Below are 16515 nucleotides of genomic sequence, written 5' to 3'. Positions count from 1 at the left end.
CCTCACGCCGCCTCGGCATAGGGCGCGGGTGCGACCAGCGCGCCATCTGCCCCGAATACATAGACATGCGACGGATCAAGATAGACCCGCAACGCCGCCCCCAGTTTCAGATCGCGCACCCCGTGGATAAGACCCACCCAGCGCTCGCCATGGTGATCCAGATGCACAAAGGTTTCTGACCCGGTGATCTCGGTCACGTTGAGGCGTGTGTCAAAGGTCAGCGCATCGGCGGTATGCCGATCAAGTTCCAGATGATTGGGCCGGAAACCCGCCGTATAGGTGCCGTCCGCCAGAGCGGCCATGCTGCCCAGCGCCTCGGCCGATTGCCCATCGCCAAAGAGGATGCGGTTGCCGGTCTTGGTGACGCTGAGGAAATTCATCGGCGGATCGCTAAAGACGCGCGCGGTCGTGGCATCGCGCGGTTGGCGGTAGACCAGCGGCGTGGGGCCGAACTGCGTGACACGCCCCTCCCACAGGGTTGCGGTATTGCCGCCCAAAAGCAGCGCCTCTTCCGGCTCGGTTGTGGCATAGACAAAGATGCTGCCAGCAGCCTCGAAAATCTTGGGAATCTCCGCGCGCAATTCCTCGCGCAGCTTGTAATCAAGATTTGCCAGCGGCTCATCCAGCAGCACCAGCCCCGCCTCTTTGACCAGCGCGCGGGCCAGCGCGCAGCGCTGTTGCTGGCCGCCGGACAGCTCTAGCGGTTTGCGCGCCAGCATCGGGGACAATTGCATGAGGTCGGCGGTTTTCTTGACCGCTGCGTCGATTTCGGCGCTGGATTTGCCCATCAGGCGCAGGGGCGAGGCGATGTTGTCGTAGACGGTCATCGACGGGTAGTTGATGAATTGCTGATAGACCATGGCCACGCGGCGATCCTGCACGCGCATCCCCGTCACATCCGCGCCGTTCCACAGAATGCGGCCTGTTGCAGGCACATCAAGCCCCGCCATCAAGCGCATGAGCGAGGTTTTCCCCGAGAGGGTCGGGCCCAGAAGCACGTTCATCGTGCCAGCCTCGAGCGTGAGATCGGTCGGGTGAATATGCACCTGCCCGTTCACACGTTTCGATACCCCCTTGAGTGTCAGCGCCATGCGGTCGATCCCTCCGTTATCCCTTGGCAGCCACGGGGGCAGCCCGATCAAGGCCGCGCTCGTGCTGCATCCAGTCGTCGAGCGCTGCAATCTGCGCCTCGGTCATCTTGAGGCCCAGACGGGTGCGCCGCCAGACCACATCCGCCGCCGTTCGGGCGTATTCATGGTCCATCTGCCAACGCACCTCGGCCCCGGTCAAACCGGCCCCGAAATCGGGGCCAAGATCGGCTGCTTCGCGCGCTTGGCCCAGAATATCCTGCGCCTCGGTGCCATAGGCGCGCACCAAGCGGCGCGCCCCTGCCGCCGTCAGAAACGGATAGGCCCGGTGCAGACTCTCTGTCAGCGAGTCAAACCCGTCAACGGGGAAATTACCCCCCGGCAGGGCGACGCCTGCGGTCCAATCCGCGCCCGCCTCTGGAAAGAAGGGCCGCAGTTTGGCCAGCGCTGCCTCGGCCAATTTGCGGTAGGTGGTGATCTTGCCGCCAAAGATGTTCAAAAGCGGCGCGCCCGGCCCCTCGGCCAATGTCAGCACATAGTCGCGGGTGGCGGCGGTGGCGGATTTGGCCCCGTCGTCATAAAGCGGGCGCACGCCCGAATAGGTCCAGACGATATCGGCGCGTGTCACGGGCGTCTGGAAATACTCGGATGCAAAGCGGCAGAGATACTCAGCCTCTTCCGGTGTGCATTCCGGGCGGCTATCGGCCTGCCCATGTTCGGCATCGGTGGTGCCGATCAGGGTGAAATCCCCCTCATAGGGGATGGCAAAGATGATCCGCCCATCGGTGCCCTGAAAGAAATAGCATTTGTCATGGTCAAACAGGCGGTGCGTCACGATATGGCTGCCACGCACCAGCCGCACCCCCTCGGCAGAATTAAGGCGCAGCGTGCCCGAGATCACATCCTTGACCCAAGGTCCGGCGGCATTGACCAGCGCGCGTGCCTGCACCACCTCGGTGATACCGGTTTCCTGATCCTTGAGCGTTACCTGCCACAGATCGCCCGCACGCTCGGCTGATTGCACGCGGGTGCGGGTGCGGATGCGGGCACCACGCGCCGAAGCATCGCGTGCATTGAGCACGACAAGGCGGCTATCCTCGATCCAGCAGTCGGAATATTCATAGGCGCGGGTGAACTTGTCCTTGAGCGGCGCGCCCTCGGGCGTCTTGCGCAGATCAAGCGTAGAGGTCGCGGGCAGGATTTTCCGGCCCCCAAGATGATCGTAGAGAAACAGCCCCAGACGGATCAGCCAAGCGGGCCGCCGCCCCTTCATCCATGGCATGACCAGATTGAGGATGCGAGAGGTCGGCGTTTCGCCCTCGAACCGCATATCGCGGTGGTAGGGCAGAACAAAGCGCATGGGCCAGCTGATATGCGGCATCGCACGCAGCAGCGTTTCGCGCTCGATCAGCGCCTCGCGCACCAGCCGGATTTCGAAATACTCGAGATAGCGCAGGCCGCCATGGAAAAGCTTGGTCGACGCGCTTGACGTGGCCCAAGCGAGATCGTTCATCTCGGCCAGTTCGACCCGCAATCCACGCCCCGCCGCATCACGGGCGATGCCACAGCCGTTGATGCCGCCGCCGATGACGAACAGGTCGATCACTGTGTTCCCGCGGCCCTGCGACACGCACCCCTCCCACCGTAAGATGAGCGCAAACGAACCATTTTTTAACCACATCGGTCAAGAATGAATGTTCGTTTTGTTTCTTTTTAAAATACACCTATTGATTTTATTCAATAATTTTCCAAACCCACCTCACTTCAACGGGCGAACGAACGGATTTTGCCACCCAACACCGCGCCAGCAGGCGATCCGGGCTGTCGATTCGTCCGCCATGCCGCAGCGCGGCGGAGGCTTTGCTTGCAGAGATCCCCAAAACGAACATAATCGAACCTGTAACCGATCAAGGCCCGCCATGTCCCAGAGCTTTCGCCAACCCGACATTCTCGAAATTGCCCGCGCCGAAGGCAAGGTTACGGTCGAGGATCTCGCAGAACGCTTTGATGTCACCGTTCAAACCATCCGCCGCGACCTGACCGAACTTGCCAATGCGGGCAAGCTGGAGCGCGTGCATGGCGGCGCAATCCTGCCGTCTGGCGTGTCCAATATCCTGTACGAGGAACGCCGCCGCCTCAATGAGCCTGCCAAGGCCGCAATTGGCCGCGCCTGTGCGGCGGCTATTCCACATAATGCCTCGGTCTTTCTGGACATCGGCACCACGACCGAAGCGGTGGCGCGCGAATTGATGGATCATCGCAACCTCATGGTCGTCACCAACAATATGAACGTGGCGCAAATCCTGCTGACCAACAAGGATTGCGAGATTGTCGTGGCAGGCGGCGCGCTCAGGCGATCCGACAATGGCTTGGTCGGCAATCTGACCGCGCGCACCATCGAGAATTTCAAGTTCGATTACGCGATCCTGGGATGTTCCGCGCTGGACGAGGACGGCGACATGCTCGATTTCGACATTCAAGAGGTGGTGGTGGGCCAGACCCTGCTCAACCGCTCGCGCGAGGTGTTTCTGGTCGCCGATCACTCAAAATTCCAGCGCAGTGCGCCGGTGCGGCTTGGGTCTATTCGCGATGTCGATCAGGTCTTTACCGACCGCCCCTTGCCGGCACCTCTGGCTGAAAACTGTATTGGTTGGGGAACACGGGTGCAGGTGGCGGGCATGCCGGGCAAGCGTCAGTCGACCTGAAACACCTTGTCCCGGCTGGTGTGACGGCGCAGCAGGGTCAGGCGCGATTTTGGCACGCCCAGCGCCTTGGCCAAGAGTTTTTGAACGGCGGCATTGGCCTTGCCATCCTCGGGCACGGTGGTGACATAGACCCGCAGCACGTCATCCTCTGCAACGATGCGATTGCGCGCGGCCTTGGGCGTGACCCGCAGGGTAAGGGTGGTGCCGGGCTGGGCCAATGCGCTGAGGTCGGGGATGTCCATGGCACCGCAATAGCGGCTGGCTTGAGCCTGTCCAAGAGGATTTGCAGCATCGGGGCTTGACCCCGGGCGCGCGCTTGCCGACATGTGGGGGGCCTTGCAGGAGAAAGACACCGATGCCCACGCCCAATCCCGCCGCCCTTGATTTTCTGCTGTCGCGCCGCTCGCGCCCAGCCAAGACGCTGGGGCTGCCGGTGCCCGACAGCGACGCCCTGCGCCCGCTCTTGGCCGCAGCCACCCGCGTGCCCGACCACGGCAAGCTGGAGCCGTGGCGCCTGATCGTGCTGGAACGCGCGGCCCTCGTGCGGCTGGCGGGGCTGGTGGCCGAAGCAGGCGCGCGGCTGGGCAAATCCCCCGAGGATATCGCCAAGGCCGAGACGCAATTCGCCGATGCGCATCTGGCGGTTGCCGTGATCGAGAGCCCGAAACCCTCGGACAAGATTCCGGCGATCGAACAGACCTATTCGGCGGCCTGCGTCTGTCTTAGCCTCTTGAATGCTGCCCTTGCCGCAGGTTGGGGGGCCAATTGGCTGAGCGGTTGGCCCAGCCATGACCGGGGTTTCGCGCAGACCGCCCTTGGGCTGACCGAACACGAGCGTATCGCCGGTTTTCTCCATATCGGCACCGAAGGGGCCGCCCCGCCCGAGCGACCGCGCCCAGACATCGACACCATCACCACTTGGATTTCGGAATGATTTTCGCCAGTTTCTTCAAGGCTTTGGGTCAGATCGGCGACCCGCGCTTTCGCAAGGTGCTGTTCTTGGGAGTGGGTCTGACGCTGGCCCTGCTGATCGCGGCCTATGCTGGTGTGCTCTGGCTCATTCAGGTGGCTGTGGGCGACAGCACCACCCTGCCACTGCTCGGCGAGGTGACATGGCTGGGCGATCTTTTGAGCGGCGCGTCGTTCCTGCTGATGATCGTTCTGTCGGTATTCCTGATGGTGCCGGTCGCCTCTGCCATCACCTCGATGTTTCTCGATACTGTGGCGCAGGCGGTGGAGGACCGGCATTATCCGCACCTGCCCCCAGCCAGCATCGTGCCCTTTGGTGAGGCGCTGCGCGACACGATCAACTTTTTGGGCGTCATCATCGGTGCGAATATTGTGGCGCTGTTTCTCTACGCGCTTTTCACGCCCTTTGCGCTTTTCATCTTTTGGGGCTTGAACGGCTATCTGCTCGGGATGGAATATTTCCAACTTGTCGCCATGCGCCGGGTCGGGCGCGCGGGGGCCAAGACATTGCGAAAGAAACATCGTCTGACCATTTGGGCGGCTGGTGTCTTGATGGCGATGCCGCTTTCAATACCGCTGGTGAACCTGCTTATTCCGATCGTGGGCGCGGCCACCTTTACCCATATCTTCCACGCTACTCAGGCGCGGCGGGTGGGGCCATCCGGTTGAACATATCCAGATCGCGCACCGTGATCATTCCCGAAATGATCGTGCCACCGATAATGATCCACAGCACGATGGCGATGCCGGTGGTGATCCACGCCTTTTTCTTGAGGTGGTGATGTTCGGGTGATCCCGCATGGGTGCCGGGGACGATCTGACCCAGATCCCCTTGGGTCTGAATGCGGATCGGCAGCACGACGAAAAACGTCATGAACCAGATCACAGCAAAGAGCACGATGGCCGAGGTAACGCCCATCAGACCTGCTCCAGTTCCACGAGGCAGCCGTTGAAATCCTTGGGGTGCAGAAAGAGCACCGGCTTGCCATGCGCGCCGATCTTGGGCTCTCCGCTGCCCAGCACCCGCGCGCCGGTGGATTTCAGATGGTCACGCGCGGCAATGATGTCCTCGACCTCATAGCAGACATGGTGAATCCCGCCCGAGGGGTTCTTATCCAAAAACCCTTGGATCGGGCTGTTTTCGCCCAAGGGATAGAGCAATTCGATCTTGGTATTGGGCAATTCGATGAAGACGACGGTCACGCCATGATCCGGCTCGTCCTGCGGCGCGCCCACTTTCGCGCCAAGCGCATGGCGATACTGATCGGCGGCGGCGGTAAGGTCCGGCACGGCGATGGCAACATGATTGAGGCGTCCGATCATGGGGCAATCCTTTCGCATGAATTTTCCCTGTTATGGGGATGAACGCAGGAACTGACAAGCGACAGGGGGACGCAACCCGCGCATTAACCTTGCGTTCACCACAATCGGGCCATGCTGCGGGGATGTCGTGACAGAAGGATGCGCCCGATGACCGATCTTGACAGCCTTGCGCGCCCGCGCACCCCCAACGCCCAACGCCCGCTTTTGGGCATGACCGTTCTGGCGGTCGAGGATAGCCGCTTTGCCTCAGAGGCGCTGCGCCTGATGTGTCTGCGCAGCGGCGCACGCATCCGGCGCGCCGATTGCCTGACCTCGGCGCGGCGGCATTTGCAGGTCTACCGCCCGTCGGTGGTGATCGTTGATCTGGGCCTGCCCGATGGGCGCGGCGAGGATCTGATTGCCGAGCTTGCCCGCGCATTGCCCCGTGTGGGGGTGATCCTCGCGACCAGCGGCGATGCCGGGGCCGAGGCGCGGGCGCGCATGGCCGGGGCCGATGGGCTGTTGCTCAAGCCGGTGGCGAGCCTTGGCATCTTTCAGCAAGAGGTGCTGCGCCATGTGCCCGCCGACCGGCGGCCCCTTGGCCCCTATGCGGTGCAGGCCGAGGTGATCCATCCCGATCCGCTGGCGTACCGCGACGATCTTGACCATGTGCAAAACCTGCTGAGCCATGATCGCACGCCCGACATCCTAAGCTATGCGGCACAGTTTCTGGCCAGCGTTGCACGGGCCGCCGAGGATACCAGTCTGGCCGAGGCCGCGGCAGGGCTGACCGGGCATTGTCCCGAGGCGGGGATTGCGCGGGTCATGGGGCTGATCACGGCAAGGCTGGCGGCGCAGGCGGCGCTCTAGCAGGCCGCTTTGCTTTGCCGCAGCCCACCGCTAGATAGGGCGTCATGTGCGCCCTTCCCGCCCCTCTTGCCACGTGGTTTTCTGCCCGCAACTGGCAGCTTCACCCGCATCAGGCGGAGATGCTGGCGCGGGCGGATGATCCTGCGACGCTGCTTATCGCCCCCACAGGCGGGGGCAAGACGCTGGCGGGGTTTCTGCCATCCTTGGCGGATTTGGCAACAGGCGATCACGCCGGGCTGCACACGCTTTATATCTCGCCGCTCAAGGCGCTCGCGGCGGATATTCGGCGCAACCTGACCACGCCTGTGACAGAAATGGGCCTGCCCATCCGGATCGAGGATCGCACCGGCGACACCTCTGCCCATACCAAGCGCCGCCAACGCGCCGACCCGCCCCATATCCTGTTGACCACACCCGAGAGCCTTGCGCTGCTGACCTCTTACGAGGATGCGCCGCGCATTTTTGCAGGCCTGAAGCGCGTTGTGATCGACGAGGTGCATGCCTTGGCCGAGAGCAAGCGCGGCGATCAGCTCATGCTGGCGCTGACCCGGCTTCAGGCGCTCTGCCCCGACATGCGGCGCGTGGGCCTGTCGGCCACGGTCGAGGACCCGCCTGCCCTCGCGCGCTACATGGCGCAGGGCAGGTCAGATTGCGCGATCCTCATGGCCGATCCGGGGCCGGAACCAGATATCGCCATGTTGGAGACCACGGAGCCGCCCCCTTGGGCCGGGGGCGGTGCCGCCTATGCCATTCCCGCCGTGCTGGATGCGGTGCGACAGCACAAGACGACGCTGATTTTCCACAACACCCGCGCGCAGGCCGAGATTTTCTTTCACAACCTCTGGCTTGCCAATGACGACGCGCTGCCCATCGGCATTCATCACGGCAGCCTTGACCGGGTGCAGCGCGAGCGGGTCGAGGCGGCGATGGTGCGCGGCGATCTGCGCGCCGTGGTTTGCACCGGCAGTCTCGATCTGGGGCTGGATTGGGGCGATGTCGATCTTGTCATTCAGGTGGGCGCGCCCAAGAATGTCAAACGCCTTGTGCAGCGGATCGGGCGGGCCAATCACCGCTACAATGCCCCGTCCAAGGCGCGTCTGGTGCCTGCCAACCGGTTCGAGGTGGTGGAATGCCGCGCAGCCCTTGAGGCCGTGCGCGCCCGCGATCTGGATGGCGAGGCGCGCGGGCCGGGGCCACGCGATGTGCTGTGCCAGCATATCCTGATCCGCGCCTGTGCGGGGCCGTTCGAGGCGGATGTGCTCTTTGCCGAAGTGATCGGGGCCGGGGCCTATGCGCAGCTGACGCGTGCCGAGTTCGACGCCTGTCTCGAATTCTGCGCCACGGGGGGCTATGCGCTCCGGGCCTATGACCAATGGCAGCGCCTGCAACAGCGCACCGATGGCCTCTGGCAGTTGCGTGATCCGCGCTCTGCCCGGCTTATTCGTATGAATATCGGCACCATTCAGGACACAGACACGCTCAAGGTGCGGATGCGGCGGACGCGCGGCGGCAAACCCTTGGGGGAAATCGAAGAGGGCTTTGCCGCCACTCTCACCCCCGGCGATACATTCCTGATCGGCGGGCAGATCGTGCGCTTTGAATCGCTGCGTGAAATGGTGGTTGAGGTCAGCCGTGATCCCGGCCGCAAGCCCAAGATTGCCACCTATATGGGCACCAAATTCGCCACCTCGACGCAGTTGTCAGAACGTATCCTGCACATGCTCGGGGCCCCCGATTGGCCGGATTTGCCCACCCCGGTGCGCGATTGGCTGCACCTGCAACGGCAGGTGTCGCAAATGCCGGAACCTGACAGCCTGCTGATCGAAAGCTTTGCCCATGACGGGCGCGAACATCTGTGCATCTACGGCTTTGCCGGGCGCAACGCGATGCAGACACTGGGCCTTTTGGTGACAAAACGGATGGAGGAGACGGGCCTTGCGCCGCTGGGTTTCGTTGCCACCGATTACGCCACGCTGATCTGGGGGCTGGAGCCGGTGACGGATGCGGCCCCCCTCTTTGCCCCCGATGCGCTGCGCGAAGGGCTGGAAAGCTGGCTTATGTCCAATGCGGTGATGAAGCGCACTTTTCGCGCCTCGGCCACGATTGCCGGGCTTATTCAGCGCAACACCCCCGGCGCGCGCAAGAACGGGCGGCAGGCGACGCTCTCGTCGGATATTCTTTATGACACGCTGGTGAAATACGACCCAAACCATCTTTTGCTCGATATTACCCGACAAGAGGCGATGCGCGGGCTGGTGGACTTTGGCCGCATCGAAGAGATGCTGGCGCGCGTTGCAGGACGCATCACCCTGCGGCGGCTGGCACGGGTCAGCCCGCTTGCGGCGCCACTCTTCCTTGAAGCGGGACGCATGCCAGTGGAGGGGGCCGCGCAAGAGCGGCTTTTGGCCGAAGAAAGCGCGCGGCTCTTGGCGGCGGCGGGTCTTGCACCCTGAGCACGGTCTTGCCATTTCATCGGCAAAGCGGCACCAATGCCGCATGAACGGTTACGGATTCACCCTCGCTGGAACGGCGTTGACGGCCTTGCCCTCGGGTGCGCTGTATTGGGAGGCGCGCAATTTGCTGTGTGTCTCGGACCTGCATTTGGGCAAGGCGCTACGGCGTGCGCGCCTTGGCGAACCGCCCCTGCCCCCCTATGAAACCCGCGACACGCTGACCCGGCTCGAAAGCGATCTGCGCCGCACTGGGGCGGCAACGGTGATCTGCCTCGGTGACAGTTTCGATGACAGCGCCGCCGCCATGCATCTGCCCGAGGCGGAAAAGCTGTGGATCGCCAAATTGCAGGCGGGGCGACGATGGGTCTGGATCGAGGGCAATCACGATCCGGGTCCGATTGACCTTGGCGGGGCACATATGGCCGAACTGCCGGTGCCGCCGCTCTTGTTTCGCCATATCGCCCGCGCGGGGCACAGCGGTGAAATCTCGGGGCATTATCACCCCAAGGTGCGGCTGGCCCTCAAGGGCCGCAGCCTGAGCCGCCCCGCCTTTTTGATCGACAGCGACCGGATCATTCTGCCCGCGTTTGGCACCTATACCGGCGGTCTTTGGTCTGACGATCCGGTGCTTACCGGGCTGATGCGGCGGGATGCGGTGGCGGTGCTGACCGGGGCCATGGCCCATGCGGTGCCCATGCCCCGCGGCACTTATCGCGCCTGAAACACCGCATCGAGACTGTCGATCACCCCCGCCGCCTCGAGGTTGGGGCGGTATTTTCGGCTGACTGGCACGCGATCGCCATTCTTGAGCAGCAGGAATATCTTGCCACCGCTCTCGCGCTCGGTGCCGCTGATGGCAGCAAAAGCAACCCAGTGCGACCGATGGGTGCAAATGCCCGCAACCGGCTCCATCTCTTCGATCGCATCGACAAGGCGCAAGCGCAGCGTTTCGATACCATCGCTGGTTGCCACCTCGACATAATGGTTATTGGCGGACAGACGGTGTATTTCGGCAAAAGGCGGGCAGGACAGCCGCCGATGCAACCGGGTTTGCGCCGGCGTCTCCGGCTTGGGCGCAGGCTGCGACCAATAGCTGGTCGGCGCCTCGGCACCGATTTGCCGCCGCACAACAAAAACCCCGCAGGCAATCAGAAAACTGTTGAGGGTAATCTTGATCGGGTTCAGATCCTCATGCGCCAAAATCGGGTCCATCCAGCCGCGCAGAAACCAGATCAACGGACCAAGGGCGATGCCGACAAGAAAACTTGCGCCAAGATCGAAAAGCGCCGGATGCCGCCCCCCCAAGAGCGCCCGCATGGTCGCCCGGGCAGCAAAGCCAACCAGGATGGCCGCCGTGATGACCGCAGCCCAATAGGCGGTGCGGATCGGCCAGCTCATTGTATCATAGCTTCCGAACGGGCCGGCCAGAACCGCAAAGCCCAATGTGGCCGTCCAAACATAGAATGTCACGGACGAGAACAGCAGTGAAAACGTATCCACAAAATGCAGGCGCAGATCAGACCAGTTCAACGTGCCACCCTTGTCCGTTCCCATTTCATATGCATTTATCAGCATGATTGCTCTAGTCCAACCTAACGTCGCCAGAGTGGTTCAATTTACTGTCAACGTAACGTGACATCATAAACAATGGGAAAGCCTCGGAAAATGTCCCCTGACATTGAACAGAAAATTCGCCGCAGCTTTGCGGCGCAGGCGATGATGACCACCTTGGGCGCGCGTCTTGTGGCCCTTTCTGACGGGGCCACGGTGATCGAGGCCCCCATTCTGCCCGGCAGCCGGCAACAACACGGCTTTGGCCATGCCGGTCTGACCTTTGCCATTGGCGACAGTGCGGCGGGCTATGCCGCGCTCAGCCTGATGCCCGACGGGGCCGAGGTGCTGACCACCGAGATGAAAATCAACCTGCTCGCCCCAGCGCAAGGAGAGCGCCTGATTGCTCGTGGCAGGGTGATCAAGCCCGGGCGTCGCCTTGTGATCGTGCAGGCGGATGTCTATGCGCTGCAGGATGGGGTTGAGACCCATATTGCCCTGCTCACCGGCACGATGATCCCGATCTGAGTGTGGACGAGGAATCACCACGCGCCGTCAGGCTGTGATTTCCGGGGTCAGGGTGAAACTCGCGCGCATTCCCAGCCCTGTGACATAGTAATCTTCCAGCCCGATCCGCACCTCTGGGTCGAGCACGGACCAGTCGATCCAATCAAGATCAAAGCCGGTATCATAGGCCACCATGGCAACCGCCCCCCGCCCCGGCACAAGCGCCGGGCGCGCGCGCCCTGCCACCGCCTCGCGCGTGCGGTCAATCCACAGAACAGGATCTTCGGTATCTACAAATCGGCCATCCACCACCACGAGGCGCGGGTGCAGATCCCGGATCAATTCAAAAAGATCATGCAGGTCGGCCACCTTTTCCAAGAGATCAAAAAGCACAATCACATCATATTGCCGCCCGGCCCGCACCTCTGATCGGATTTCCTCGACCGGATCGGCACAGCGCAGATCAATCCGCTCGCGCAATCCGACATCAGGCAGCCGGCCAAACCGCTCGACCATGGTGGCATCCGTTTCGATCCCCACCACCTGCAAGGCCCCCGCCGCCGCCAACGCATAGCACCATGCCCCATCGCCAGCCCCGATCAGCATCACCGTCGAATCGGCAATCGCATGGCGATAGCTATCCACCAACAGCGCATGCCGCGCCTGCGCCCGGTTCAAGCCGCCGGTTTTGTCATCGTCCGCCTGCCGTTTGAACCCATACCCCATGATCGTCATCACACACCCATCAGCCTGTATCGCCTTTGGTCTTGTAACATGACAAAAGATAGCAAACCCTTAAGCGCGATTTGGTTCAGTACGCAGGCCCATGACAACACCCCTGACCCCCGCTCTCTTGCTTCAGGCCTATGCCTCTGGTGTGTTTCCCATGTCGGAACGCCGCGACGATCCCGAGGTGTTCTGGGTTGATCCGCACCGCCGGGGGATTCTGCCGCTTGATGGGTTCCACATTTCACGGTCGCTGGCGCGCCGGATGCGGCAAGGCCGCTATGAGGCCACGCTTGACCGTGATTTCGAGGCGGTGCTGCGCGGTTGCGCCGACCGCGCCGATACGTGGATCAGCCCGCCAATCCACCGCGCCTATATGGCACTGCATCGTCAGGGCTATGGTCATTCGCTGGAAATCTGGCAAGAGGGGCACTTGGTTGGCGGGGTCTATGGCGTGGCGCTTGGCGCGGCCTTTTTTGGCGAGAGCATGTTTTCACGGCGCACCGACGCGTCGAAACTCGCCCTCGCACATTTGACCGACCATCTTGCCCTCTGTGGATTTCGCCTGTTCGATACACAGTTCATCACGCCGCATCTGGGGCGGCTAGGTGCGTTGGAAATTCCGCGCACGCAATATCGCGCGCTTTTGGAGGATGCGATGGAGGAGGAGGCGGATATCACCCGCCCTGCGTTCGATCCTGATCCGCGTCAGATCTTGCAGCGCAGGACCCAGATGTCATAGCGCGGATGTTCCAACGCATTCAGCGCCGGAGAAGAGGCCAGCATCCAGCCGGAAAAGATCACCGCGCCACCCGCCTGTTCGGAAATTGTCAGATAGGCATAGGCGTCTGCGGCCGGGTCGTCTTGGGGATACCGGCACTCGCCCAAGACCACGTCGAGCGAGCCAAACACGCCCGATTGCCCGTTGGCCAGTTCCAGATCCTGTGCGCTGCCGTTGATCTTGTCGAGGCCACGCAACAACGCGCCTTGCGCAACTGCCGCCACTTCCTGCGCCGTTCCCACGCCCGCGCCTAGACAGAGCATAAGAGCGAGCCAGAGCGCTCTCATTGCGCCGTCTCTCCCTCGCCGCCCGAGACGAATTTCATCAGCAGAGATACAAGGCTGACCGACCCTTGGGTGAATTCGATCTCAGAGCCCGGTTCAACAGCAAAGGGCGAGCCGCCCGGCATGATTTCAACGTAATTGCCCCCCAACAGCCCCTCAGAGGAAATCGCGACAGCGCTGTCATCGGGCACGTTGATGCCTTCTTGCACGGTAAAGGTCGTCTTGGCGCGGTAGGTTTCCGGGTCAAGCGCGATCTGCGTGACCCGGCCAACCTTGACCCCAGCCAGACGCACATCGGTGCCCACGCTGACGCCATCAGCGCTGCGGAAGCTGGCGCTCAGTTGATATTCACGCGCGCTGCCCGTGGTCATGCCGGTGGTCTTGCCCGCATAGATCAAAAATCCGACTGCGACAGCCAGAACCACGCCGCCAACCAGAACCTCGGCTTTACTCTCAGACATTTTCCTGTCCCTATTCCGGTGACCATGCCTCGTAATCGCGCCGCTCTGCGGGCGCTGCGCGGCGGATCGACCCTGCGGGTGCATAGGCCAGCGGCGTGCCGGTCAGATTCTCGCTATGCGGCTTTTCCCAAGGCTTATGGGCAAGTGGTTTGTCGGTCGGCGGCTCTTTATAGGTATGATGCAGCCAACCGTGCCAATCGGGATCAACGCGGCTTGCCTCGGCCTCGCCATTGAAGATTACCCAGCGGCGCTTGTCGTCGCGGGTGCGGTAAAACACATTGCCCTGCGCATCCTCACCCACCCTGACGCCATTGCGCCAAGTGTAGAGCTGCGTATTGAGTGTCTGCCCGTTCCACCAAGTAACGGCGCGCAGCAAGGTGTTGAGAATGCCCATTCGACCCTCCGACATCATTCAATCCCGATATGGCGGATTTGATGGCGAAGGTCCAGTGCCCGCAACACCGCATGACAGGACAGGGGCCCCAACAAAAAGCCCGCAACACGACTGTTGCGGGCTTTTTGATTCGATTTTGGGTCGGCACGGCGGGCGGGATCAGCCCGCGCTGGCGCCTTCCTTCTTGCCCTTGCTTTCGGCGTAGATGACCAAAGGCGCGGCATCGGAATTGACCGCCTCTTCGTTGACCACAACTTCCTCGACATGGGACATGCTCGGCAATTCAAACATCGTGTCGAGCAAGATATCTTCGAGAATCGAGCGCAGACCGCGCGCGCCCGTCTTACGGGCAATGGCACGCTTTGCCACAGCTTTGAGCGCGTCCTCGGTAAAGCTCAGCTGCGCACCTTCCAACTCAAACAGGCGCTGATACTGCTTGACCAGTGCGTTCTTGGGCTGGGTCAGGATCGTCACAAGCGCCTCTTCGTCGAGGTCTTCCAGCGTTGCGATCACCGGCAAACGGCCCACGAATTCAGGGATAAGGCCAAACTTGAGCAGGTCCTCCGGCTCGAGATCGGTAAAGATCTCGCCGACGCCGCGCGCGTCATTATCACGCACATCAGCCCCAAAGCCCATGGCGCTGCCCTTGCCCCGTTGCGCGATGATCTTGTCCAGACCGGCAAAGGCGCCGCCGCAGATGAAGAGGATGTTTGTCGTGTCCACTTGCAGGAATTCCTGCTGCGGATGCTTGCGCCCGCCCTGTGGGGGCACGGCGGCCACTGTGCCCTCCATCAGCTTCAAGAGCGCCTGTTGCACGCCTTCGCCCGACACGTCGCGCGTGATCGAGGGATTCTCGGACTTGCGGGTGATCTTATCAACCTCGTCGATATAGACGATGCCACGCTGCGCGCGCTCGACATTATATTCGGACGACTGGAGCAGCTTGAGAATGATATTCTCGACATCCTCGCCGACATAACCAGCCTCGGTCAAGGTCGTGGCATCGGCCATGGTAAAGGGCACATCGAGGATTCGCGCCAAGGTCTGCGCCAGCAAGGTCTTGCCGCAGCCCGTGGGGCCGATCAGTAGGATGTTGGATTTGCTGAGTTCGATATCGCTCTTGCCGGAATTGTTCAGCCGTTTGTAGTGGTTATGCACCGCCACAGACAGAACCTTTTTGGCGCGCGCCTGACCGATCACGTAATCATCCAGCACCTTGCAGATATCGCGCGGTGCGGGAATCCCCTCACTCGACTTGATACCGGCGGTCTTGGTCTCTTCGCGGATGATATCCATGCAGAGTTCGACACATTCATCACAGATGAACACGGTCGGCCCTGCGATCAGTTTGCGCACCTCATGCTGGCTTTTGCCGCAAAAGCTGCAATAGAGCGTGTTCTTGCTGTCGCCGCCTGAGTTATTCGCCATTCCGTACCTTTCGGGCCCTGCGCCGTCTGCCGTGCATGCGCCCCGCGCGGGGCCTCGTCTGTGATCTGTGCTACCCTTCAGCTTAAGTCAGGCCGTATGGCACCACAATCCGAAAATATCCGGCCCGCCGTTGGGCCGGATCACGTTTACTTCGCGGCTTCGTCGCCCTTGTCGCGATTGGCCACGATCTCGTCGATCAAGCCCCAGGCCTTGGCCTCTTCGGGGGACATGAAATTGTCGCGCTCCAGCGCCTCTTCGACCTTTTTCAGGGTCTGGCCGGTGTGCTTGACATAAATCTCGTTCAACCGATCCTTGAGCTTTTGCGTCTCGCGCGCATGGATCATGATATCGGTCGCCTGCCCCTGATACCCGCCCGAGGGCTGGTGCACCATGACGCGGCTATTGGGCAGCGAGAAACGCATCCCCGGCTCGCCGGCGGTCAACAACAGACTGCCCATGCTGGCCGCCTGACCCACGACCAGCGTGCTGACCTTGGGCTTGATGTATTGCATCGTATCATAAATCGACAGTCCCGAGGTCACGACCCCGCCGGGGCTGTTGATGTACATGCTGATTTCCTTGGACGGATTCTCCGCCTCAAGATGCAAGAGCTGTGCCACGATCAGGCTTGACATGCCGTCATGCACCGGGCCGCTCAGAAAAATGATCCGCTCTTTAAGCAGGCGCGAGAAAATATCATACGCCCGCTCGCCCCGGCTGGTCTGTTCGACCACCATCGGCACGAGGGTGTTCATGTAGATGTCCATAGGGTCTTTCATTACAGCCCGCCTGTCCTGCGCCCGACCGTTGCCGTCAGGCTTTGTCAATCACTCCGACCATAGCCGGTCAGTTCCTAAAGGAGTCTTAGTGTTGCGCCCAAGGGGCTGCAAGGGCATCGCTCGATTTTGTAGCAGAGCCCCTGAGCGATGGCGCTTTGCGCGCCACATCTGCTCACTTTTTCGCGCGCAAATGCGGCCAAGTTTTGCACATCCGGCA

General features: G+C 61.9%; 20 protein-coding genes. 8 read left to right on the top strand and 12 right to left on the bottom strand.

The window, feature by feature from the left end; translation table 11 throughout:
- Positions 1-2 precede the first annotated feature (2 nt).
- Positions 3-1091: an ABC transporter ATP-binding protein gene (locus tag ROSMUCSMR3_RS13375; protein ID WP_081507614.1), complete on the bottom strand. Its 1089-nt coding sequence runs from the start codon at positions 1089-1091 to the stop codon at positions 3-5.
- Between the two features lie 16 nt (positions 1092-1107).
- A complete protein-coding gene (glpD, locus tag ROSMUCSMR3_RS13370) occupies positions 1108-2769 on the bottom strand; it encodes a glycerol-3-phosphate dehydrogenase (RefSeq protein WP_081507613.1) in 1662 nt (553 codons plus the stop codon).
- Positions 2770-3007: 238 nt separating this feature from the next.
- On the opposite strand from glpD, the gene ROSMUCSMR3_RS13365 reads away from it, so the two are divergent.
- The gene (locus ROSMUCSMR3_RS13365) at positions 3008-3793 is read left to right on the top strand and encodes a DeoR/GlpR family DNA-binding transcription regulator (RefSeq protein ID WP_008279280.1); all 786 of its coding nucleotides are present in this window, start codon (positions 3008-3010) and stop codon (positions 3791-3793) included.
- On the opposite strand, the gene ROSMUCSMR3_RS13360 is transcribed toward ROSMUCSMR3_RS13365, so the two are convergent.
- Positions 3781-4035, bottom strand: coding sequence for a DUF167 domain-containing protein (locus tag ROSMUCSMR3_RS13360; RefSeq protein ID WP_081508633.1), 255 nt, complete (start codon positions 4033-4035; stop codon positions 3781-3783). The two genes, ROSMUCSMR3_RS13365 and ROSMUCSMR3_RS13360, sit on opposite strands and share 13 nt — an antisense overlap.
- Positions 4036-4148: 113 nt before the next feature.
- Here ROSMUCSMR3_RS13360 and ROSMUCSMR3_RS13355 point away from each other — a divergent pair, with 113 nt between their 5' ends.
- Entirely contained in the window at positions 4149-4727 is a 579-nt protein-coding gene (locus ROSMUCSMR3_RS13355; RefSeq protein ID WP_081507612.1) for a nitroreductase family protein, read from the top strand.
- On the top strand, positions 4724-5431 hold the full coding sequence (locus ROSMUCSMR3_RS13350) for an EI24 domain-containing protein (protein ID WP_081507611.1): 708 nt from the start codon (positions 4724-4726) through the stop codon (positions 5429-5431). The genes ROSMUCSMR3_RS13355 and ROSMUCSMR3_RS13350 overlap by 4 nt, the downstream gene beginning before the upstream one ends.
- Here ROSMUCSMR3_RS13350 and ROSMUCSMR3_RS13345 read toward each other — a convergent pair.
- Together ROSMUCSMR3_RS13345 and mce are read right to left on the bottom strand one after the other, a co-directional pair.
- On the bottom strand, positions 5397-5681 hold the full coding sequence (locus ROSMUCSMR3_RS13345) for a DUF1467 family protein (protein WP_008279284.1): 285 nt from the start codon (positions 5679-5681) through the stop codon (positions 5397-5399). The genes ROSMUCSMR3_RS13350 and ROSMUCSMR3_RS13345 overlap by 35 nt on opposite strands.
- Positions 5681-6085 (bottom strand): methylmalonyl-CoA epimerase, encoded by a 405-nt coding sequence (mce, locus tag ROSMUCSMR3_RS13340; RefSeq protein ID WP_008279285.1) that lies wholly within the window; start codon positions 6083-6085, stop codon positions 5681-5683. The genes ROSMUCSMR3_RS13345 and mce overlap by 1 nt, the downstream gene beginning before the upstream one ends.
- Positions 6086-6232: 147 nt before the next feature.
- On the opposite strand from mce, the gene ROSMUCSMR3_RS13335 reads away from it, so the two are divergent.
- From ROSMUCSMR3_RS13335 to pdeM, 3 genes are read left to right on the top strand one after another with little or no spacing between them, the layout of a single operon-like run.
- Entirely contained in the window at positions 6233-6934 is a 702-nt protein-coding gene (locus ROSMUCSMR3_RS13335; RefSeq protein ID WP_081507610.1) for a response regulator, read from the top strand.
- 44 nt (positions 6935-6978) lie between these two features.
- On the top strand, positions 6979-9387 hold the full coding sequence (locus tag ROSMUCSMR3_RS13330) for a ligase-associated DNA damage response DEXH box helicase (RefSeq protein WP_081507609.1): 2409 nt from the start codon (positions 6979-6981) through the stop codon (positions 9385-9387).
- A gap of 43 nt (positions 9388-9430) precedes the next feature.
- Positions 9431-10108 carry a ligase-associated DNA damage response endonuclease PdeM gene (gene pdeM, locus ROSMUCSMR3_RS13325; protein ID WP_008279288.1) on the top strand — a complete coding sequence of 226 codons (678 nt, stop codon included), beginning with the start codon at positions 9431-9433 and terminating at the stop codon, positions 10106-10108.
- Here the strand turns inward: pdeM and ROSMUCSMR3_RS13320 are convergent.
- Positions 10096-10962 (bottom strand): LytTR family DNA-binding domain-containing protein, encoded by an 867-nt coding sequence (locus ROSMUCSMR3_RS13320; protein WP_081507608.1) that lies wholly within the window; start codon positions 10960-10962, stop codon positions 10096-10098. The two genes, pdeM and ROSMUCSMR3_RS13320, sit on opposite strands and share 13 nt — an antisense overlap.
- 90 nt (positions 10963-11052) lie before the next feature.
- Between ROSMUCSMR3_RS13320 and ROSMUCSMR3_RS13315 the strand changes: the two genes are divergently transcribed.
- On the top strand, positions 11053-11466 hold the full coding sequence (locus tag ROSMUCSMR3_RS13315; protein ID WP_081507607.1) for a PaaI family thioesterase: 414 nt from the start codon (positions 11053-11055) through the stop codon (positions 11464-11466).
- A gap of 27 nt (positions 11467-11493) precedes the next feature.
- Here the strand turns inward: ROSMUCSMR3_RS13315 and ROSMUCSMR3_RS13310 are convergent, their stop codons facing one another.
- The gene (locus tag ROSMUCSMR3_RS13310; RefSeq protein WP_081507606.1) at positions 11494-12180 is read right to left on the bottom strand and encodes a class I SAM-dependent methyltransferase; all 687 of its coding nucleotides are present in this window, start codon (positions 12178-12180) and stop codon (positions 11494-11496) included.
- Between the two features lie 91 nt (positions 12181-12271).
- On the opposite strand from ROSMUCSMR3_RS13310, the gene aat reads away from it, so the two are divergent.
- Positions 12272-12913 (top strand): leucyl/phenylalanyl-tRNA--protein transferase, encoded by a 642-nt coding sequence (gene aat, locus ROSMUCSMR3_RS13305; protein ID WP_008279292.1) that lies wholly within the window; start codon positions 12272-12274, stop codon positions 12911-12913.
- Here the strand turns inward: aat and ROSMUCSMR3_RS13300 are convergent.
- The 5 genes from ROSMUCSMR3_RS13300 to ROSMUCSMR3_RS13280 all read right to left on the bottom strand — a co-directional run bounded on the left by ROSMUCSMR3_RS13300 (position 12880) and on the right by ROSMUCSMR3_RS13280 (position 16298).
- Positions 12880-13239 (bottom strand): DUF2155 domain-containing protein, encoded by a 360-nt coding sequence (locus ROSMUCSMR3_RS13300; protein ID WP_037296714.1) that lies wholly within the window; start codon positions 13237-13239, stop codon positions 12880-12882. The genes aat and ROSMUCSMR3_RS13300 overlap by 34 nt on opposite strands.
- Positions 13236-13697, bottom strand: coding sequence for an outer membrane lipid asymmetry maintenance protein MlaD (gene mlaD, locus ROSMUCSMR3_RS13295; RefSeq protein ID WP_008279294.1), 462 nt, complete (start codon positions 13695-13697; stop codon positions 13236-13238). Before mlaD ends, ROSMUCSMR3_RS13300 begins: the two co-directional genes overlap by 4 nt.
- 10 nt (positions 13698-13707) lie before the next feature.
- Positions 13708-14091: an NADH:ubiquinone oxidoreductase subunit NDUFA12 gene (locus ROSMUCSMR3_RS13290; RefSeq protein WP_008279295.1), complete on the bottom strand. Its 384-nt coding sequence runs from the start codon at positions 14089-14091 to the stop codon at positions 13708-13710.
- 159 nt (positions 14092-14250) lie between these two features.
- Complete coding sequence (gene clpX / locus ROSMUCSMR3_RS13285; protein ID WP_008279296.1) at positions 14251-15519, bottom strand: ATP-dependent Clp protease ATP-binding subunit ClpX; 1269 nt, start codon at positions 15517-15519, stop codon at positions 14251-14253.
- A gap of 146 nt (positions 15520-15665) precedes the next feature.
- Positions 15666-16298, bottom strand: coding sequence for an ATP-dependent Clp protease proteolytic subunit (locus tag ROSMUCSMR3_RS13280; RefSeq protein WP_008279297.1), 633 nt, complete (start codon positions 16296-16298; stop codon positions 15666-15668).
- Positions 16299-16515 lie beyond the last annotated feature (217 nt).

This window comes from Roseovarius mucosus (assembly GCF_002080415.1).
GTDB classification, from domain to species: Bacteria; Pseudomonadota; Alphaproteobacteria; order Rhodobacterales; family Rhodobacteraceae; genus Roseovarius; species Roseovarius mucosus_A.
Note: the sequence above shows the minus strand (reverse complement) of the source record. Positions and strands in the feature narration are given on the sequence as shown.

Excerpts from the sequence above, each read along its gene's own strand:
- ROSMUCSMR3_RS13335 (WP_081507610.1), top strand. The coding sequence starts at position 6,233 with ATGACCGATCTTGACAGCCTTGCGCGCCCGCGCACCCCCAACGCCCAA.
- ROSMUCSMR3_RS13290 (WP_008279295.1), bottom strand. The coding sequence starts at position 14,091 with ATGGGCATTCTCAACACCTTGCTGCGCGCCGTTACTTGGTGGAACGGG.
- ROSMUCSMR3_RS13375 (WP_081507614.1), bottom strand. The coding sequence starts at position 1,091 with ATGGCGCTGACACTCAAGGGGGTATCGAAACGTGTGAACGGGCAGGTG.
- ROSMUCSMR3_RS13355 (WP_081507612.1), top strand. The coding sequence starts at position 4,149 with ATGCCCACGCCCAATCCCGCCGCCCTTGATTTTCTGCTGTCGCGCCGC.
- ROSMUCSMR3_RS13365 (WP_008279280.1), top strand. The coding sequence starts at position 3,008 with ATGTCCCAGAGCTTTCGCCAACCCGACATTCTCGAAATTGCCCGCGCC.
- ROSMUCSMR3_RS13360 (WP_081508633.1), bottom strand. The coding sequence starts at position 4,035 with ATGGACATCCCCGACCTCAGCGCATTGGCCCAGCCCGGCACCACCCTT.
- pdeM (WP_008279288.1), top strand. The coding sequence starts at position 9,431 with ATGAACGGTTACGGATTCACCCTCGCTGGAACGGCGTTGACGGCCTTG.
- glpD (WP_081507613.1), bottom strand. The coding sequence starts at position 2,769 with ATGTGGTTAAAAAATGGTTCGTTTGCGCTCATCTTACGGTGGGAGGGG.
- ROSMUCSMR3_RS13315 (WP_081507607.1), top strand. The coding sequence starts at position 11,053 with ATGTCCCCTGACATTGAACAGAAAATTCGCCGCAGCTTTGCGGCGCAG.
- ROSMUCSMR3_RS13350 (WP_081507611.1), top strand. The coding sequence starts at position 4,724 with ATGATTTTCGCCAGTTTCTTCAAGGCTTTGGGTCAGATCGGCGACCCG.
- mlaD (WP_008279294.1), bottom strand. The coding sequence starts at position 13,697 with ATGTCTGAGAGTAAAGCCGAGGTTCTGGTTGGCGGCGTGGTTCTGGCT.
- ROSMUCSMR3_RS13280 (WP_008279297.1), bottom strand. The coding sequence starts at position 16,298 with ATGAAAGACCCTATGGACATCTACATGAACACCCTCGTGCCGATGGTG.
- ROSMUCSMR3_RS13330 (WP_081507609.1), top strand. The coding sequence starts at position 6,979 with ATGTGCGCCCTTCCCGCCCCTCTTGCCACGTGGTTTTCTGCCCGCAAC.
- mce (WP_008279285.1), bottom strand. The coding sequence starts at position 6,085 with ATGATCGGACGCCTCAATCATGTTGCCATCGCCGTGCCGGACCTTACC.
- ROSMUCSMR3_RS13310 (WP_081507606.1), bottom strand. The coding sequence starts at position 12,180 with ATGACGATCATGGGGTATGGGTTCAAACGGCAGGCGGACGATGACAAA.
- ROSMUCSMR3_RS13300 (WP_037296714.1), bottom strand. The coding sequence starts at position 13,239 with ATGAGAGCGCTCTGGCTCGCTCTTATGCTCTGTCTAGGCGCGGGCGTG.
- clpX (WP_008279296.1), bottom strand. The coding sequence starts at position 15,519 with ATGGCGAATAACTCAGGCGGCGACAGCAAGAACACGCTCTATTGCAGC.
- aat (WP_008279292.1), top strand. The coding sequence starts at position 12,272 with ATGACAACACCCCTGACCCCCGCTCTCTTGCTTCAGGCCTATGCCTCT.
- ROSMUCSMR3_RS13320 (WP_081507608.1), bottom strand. The coding sequence starts at position 10,962 with ATGCTGATAAATGCATATGAAATGGGAACGGACAAGGGTGGCACGTTG.
- ROSMUCSMR3_RS13345 (WP_008279284.1), bottom strand. The coding sequence starts at position 5,681 with ATGGGCGTTACCTCGGCCATCGTGCTCTTTGCTGTGATCTGGTTCATG.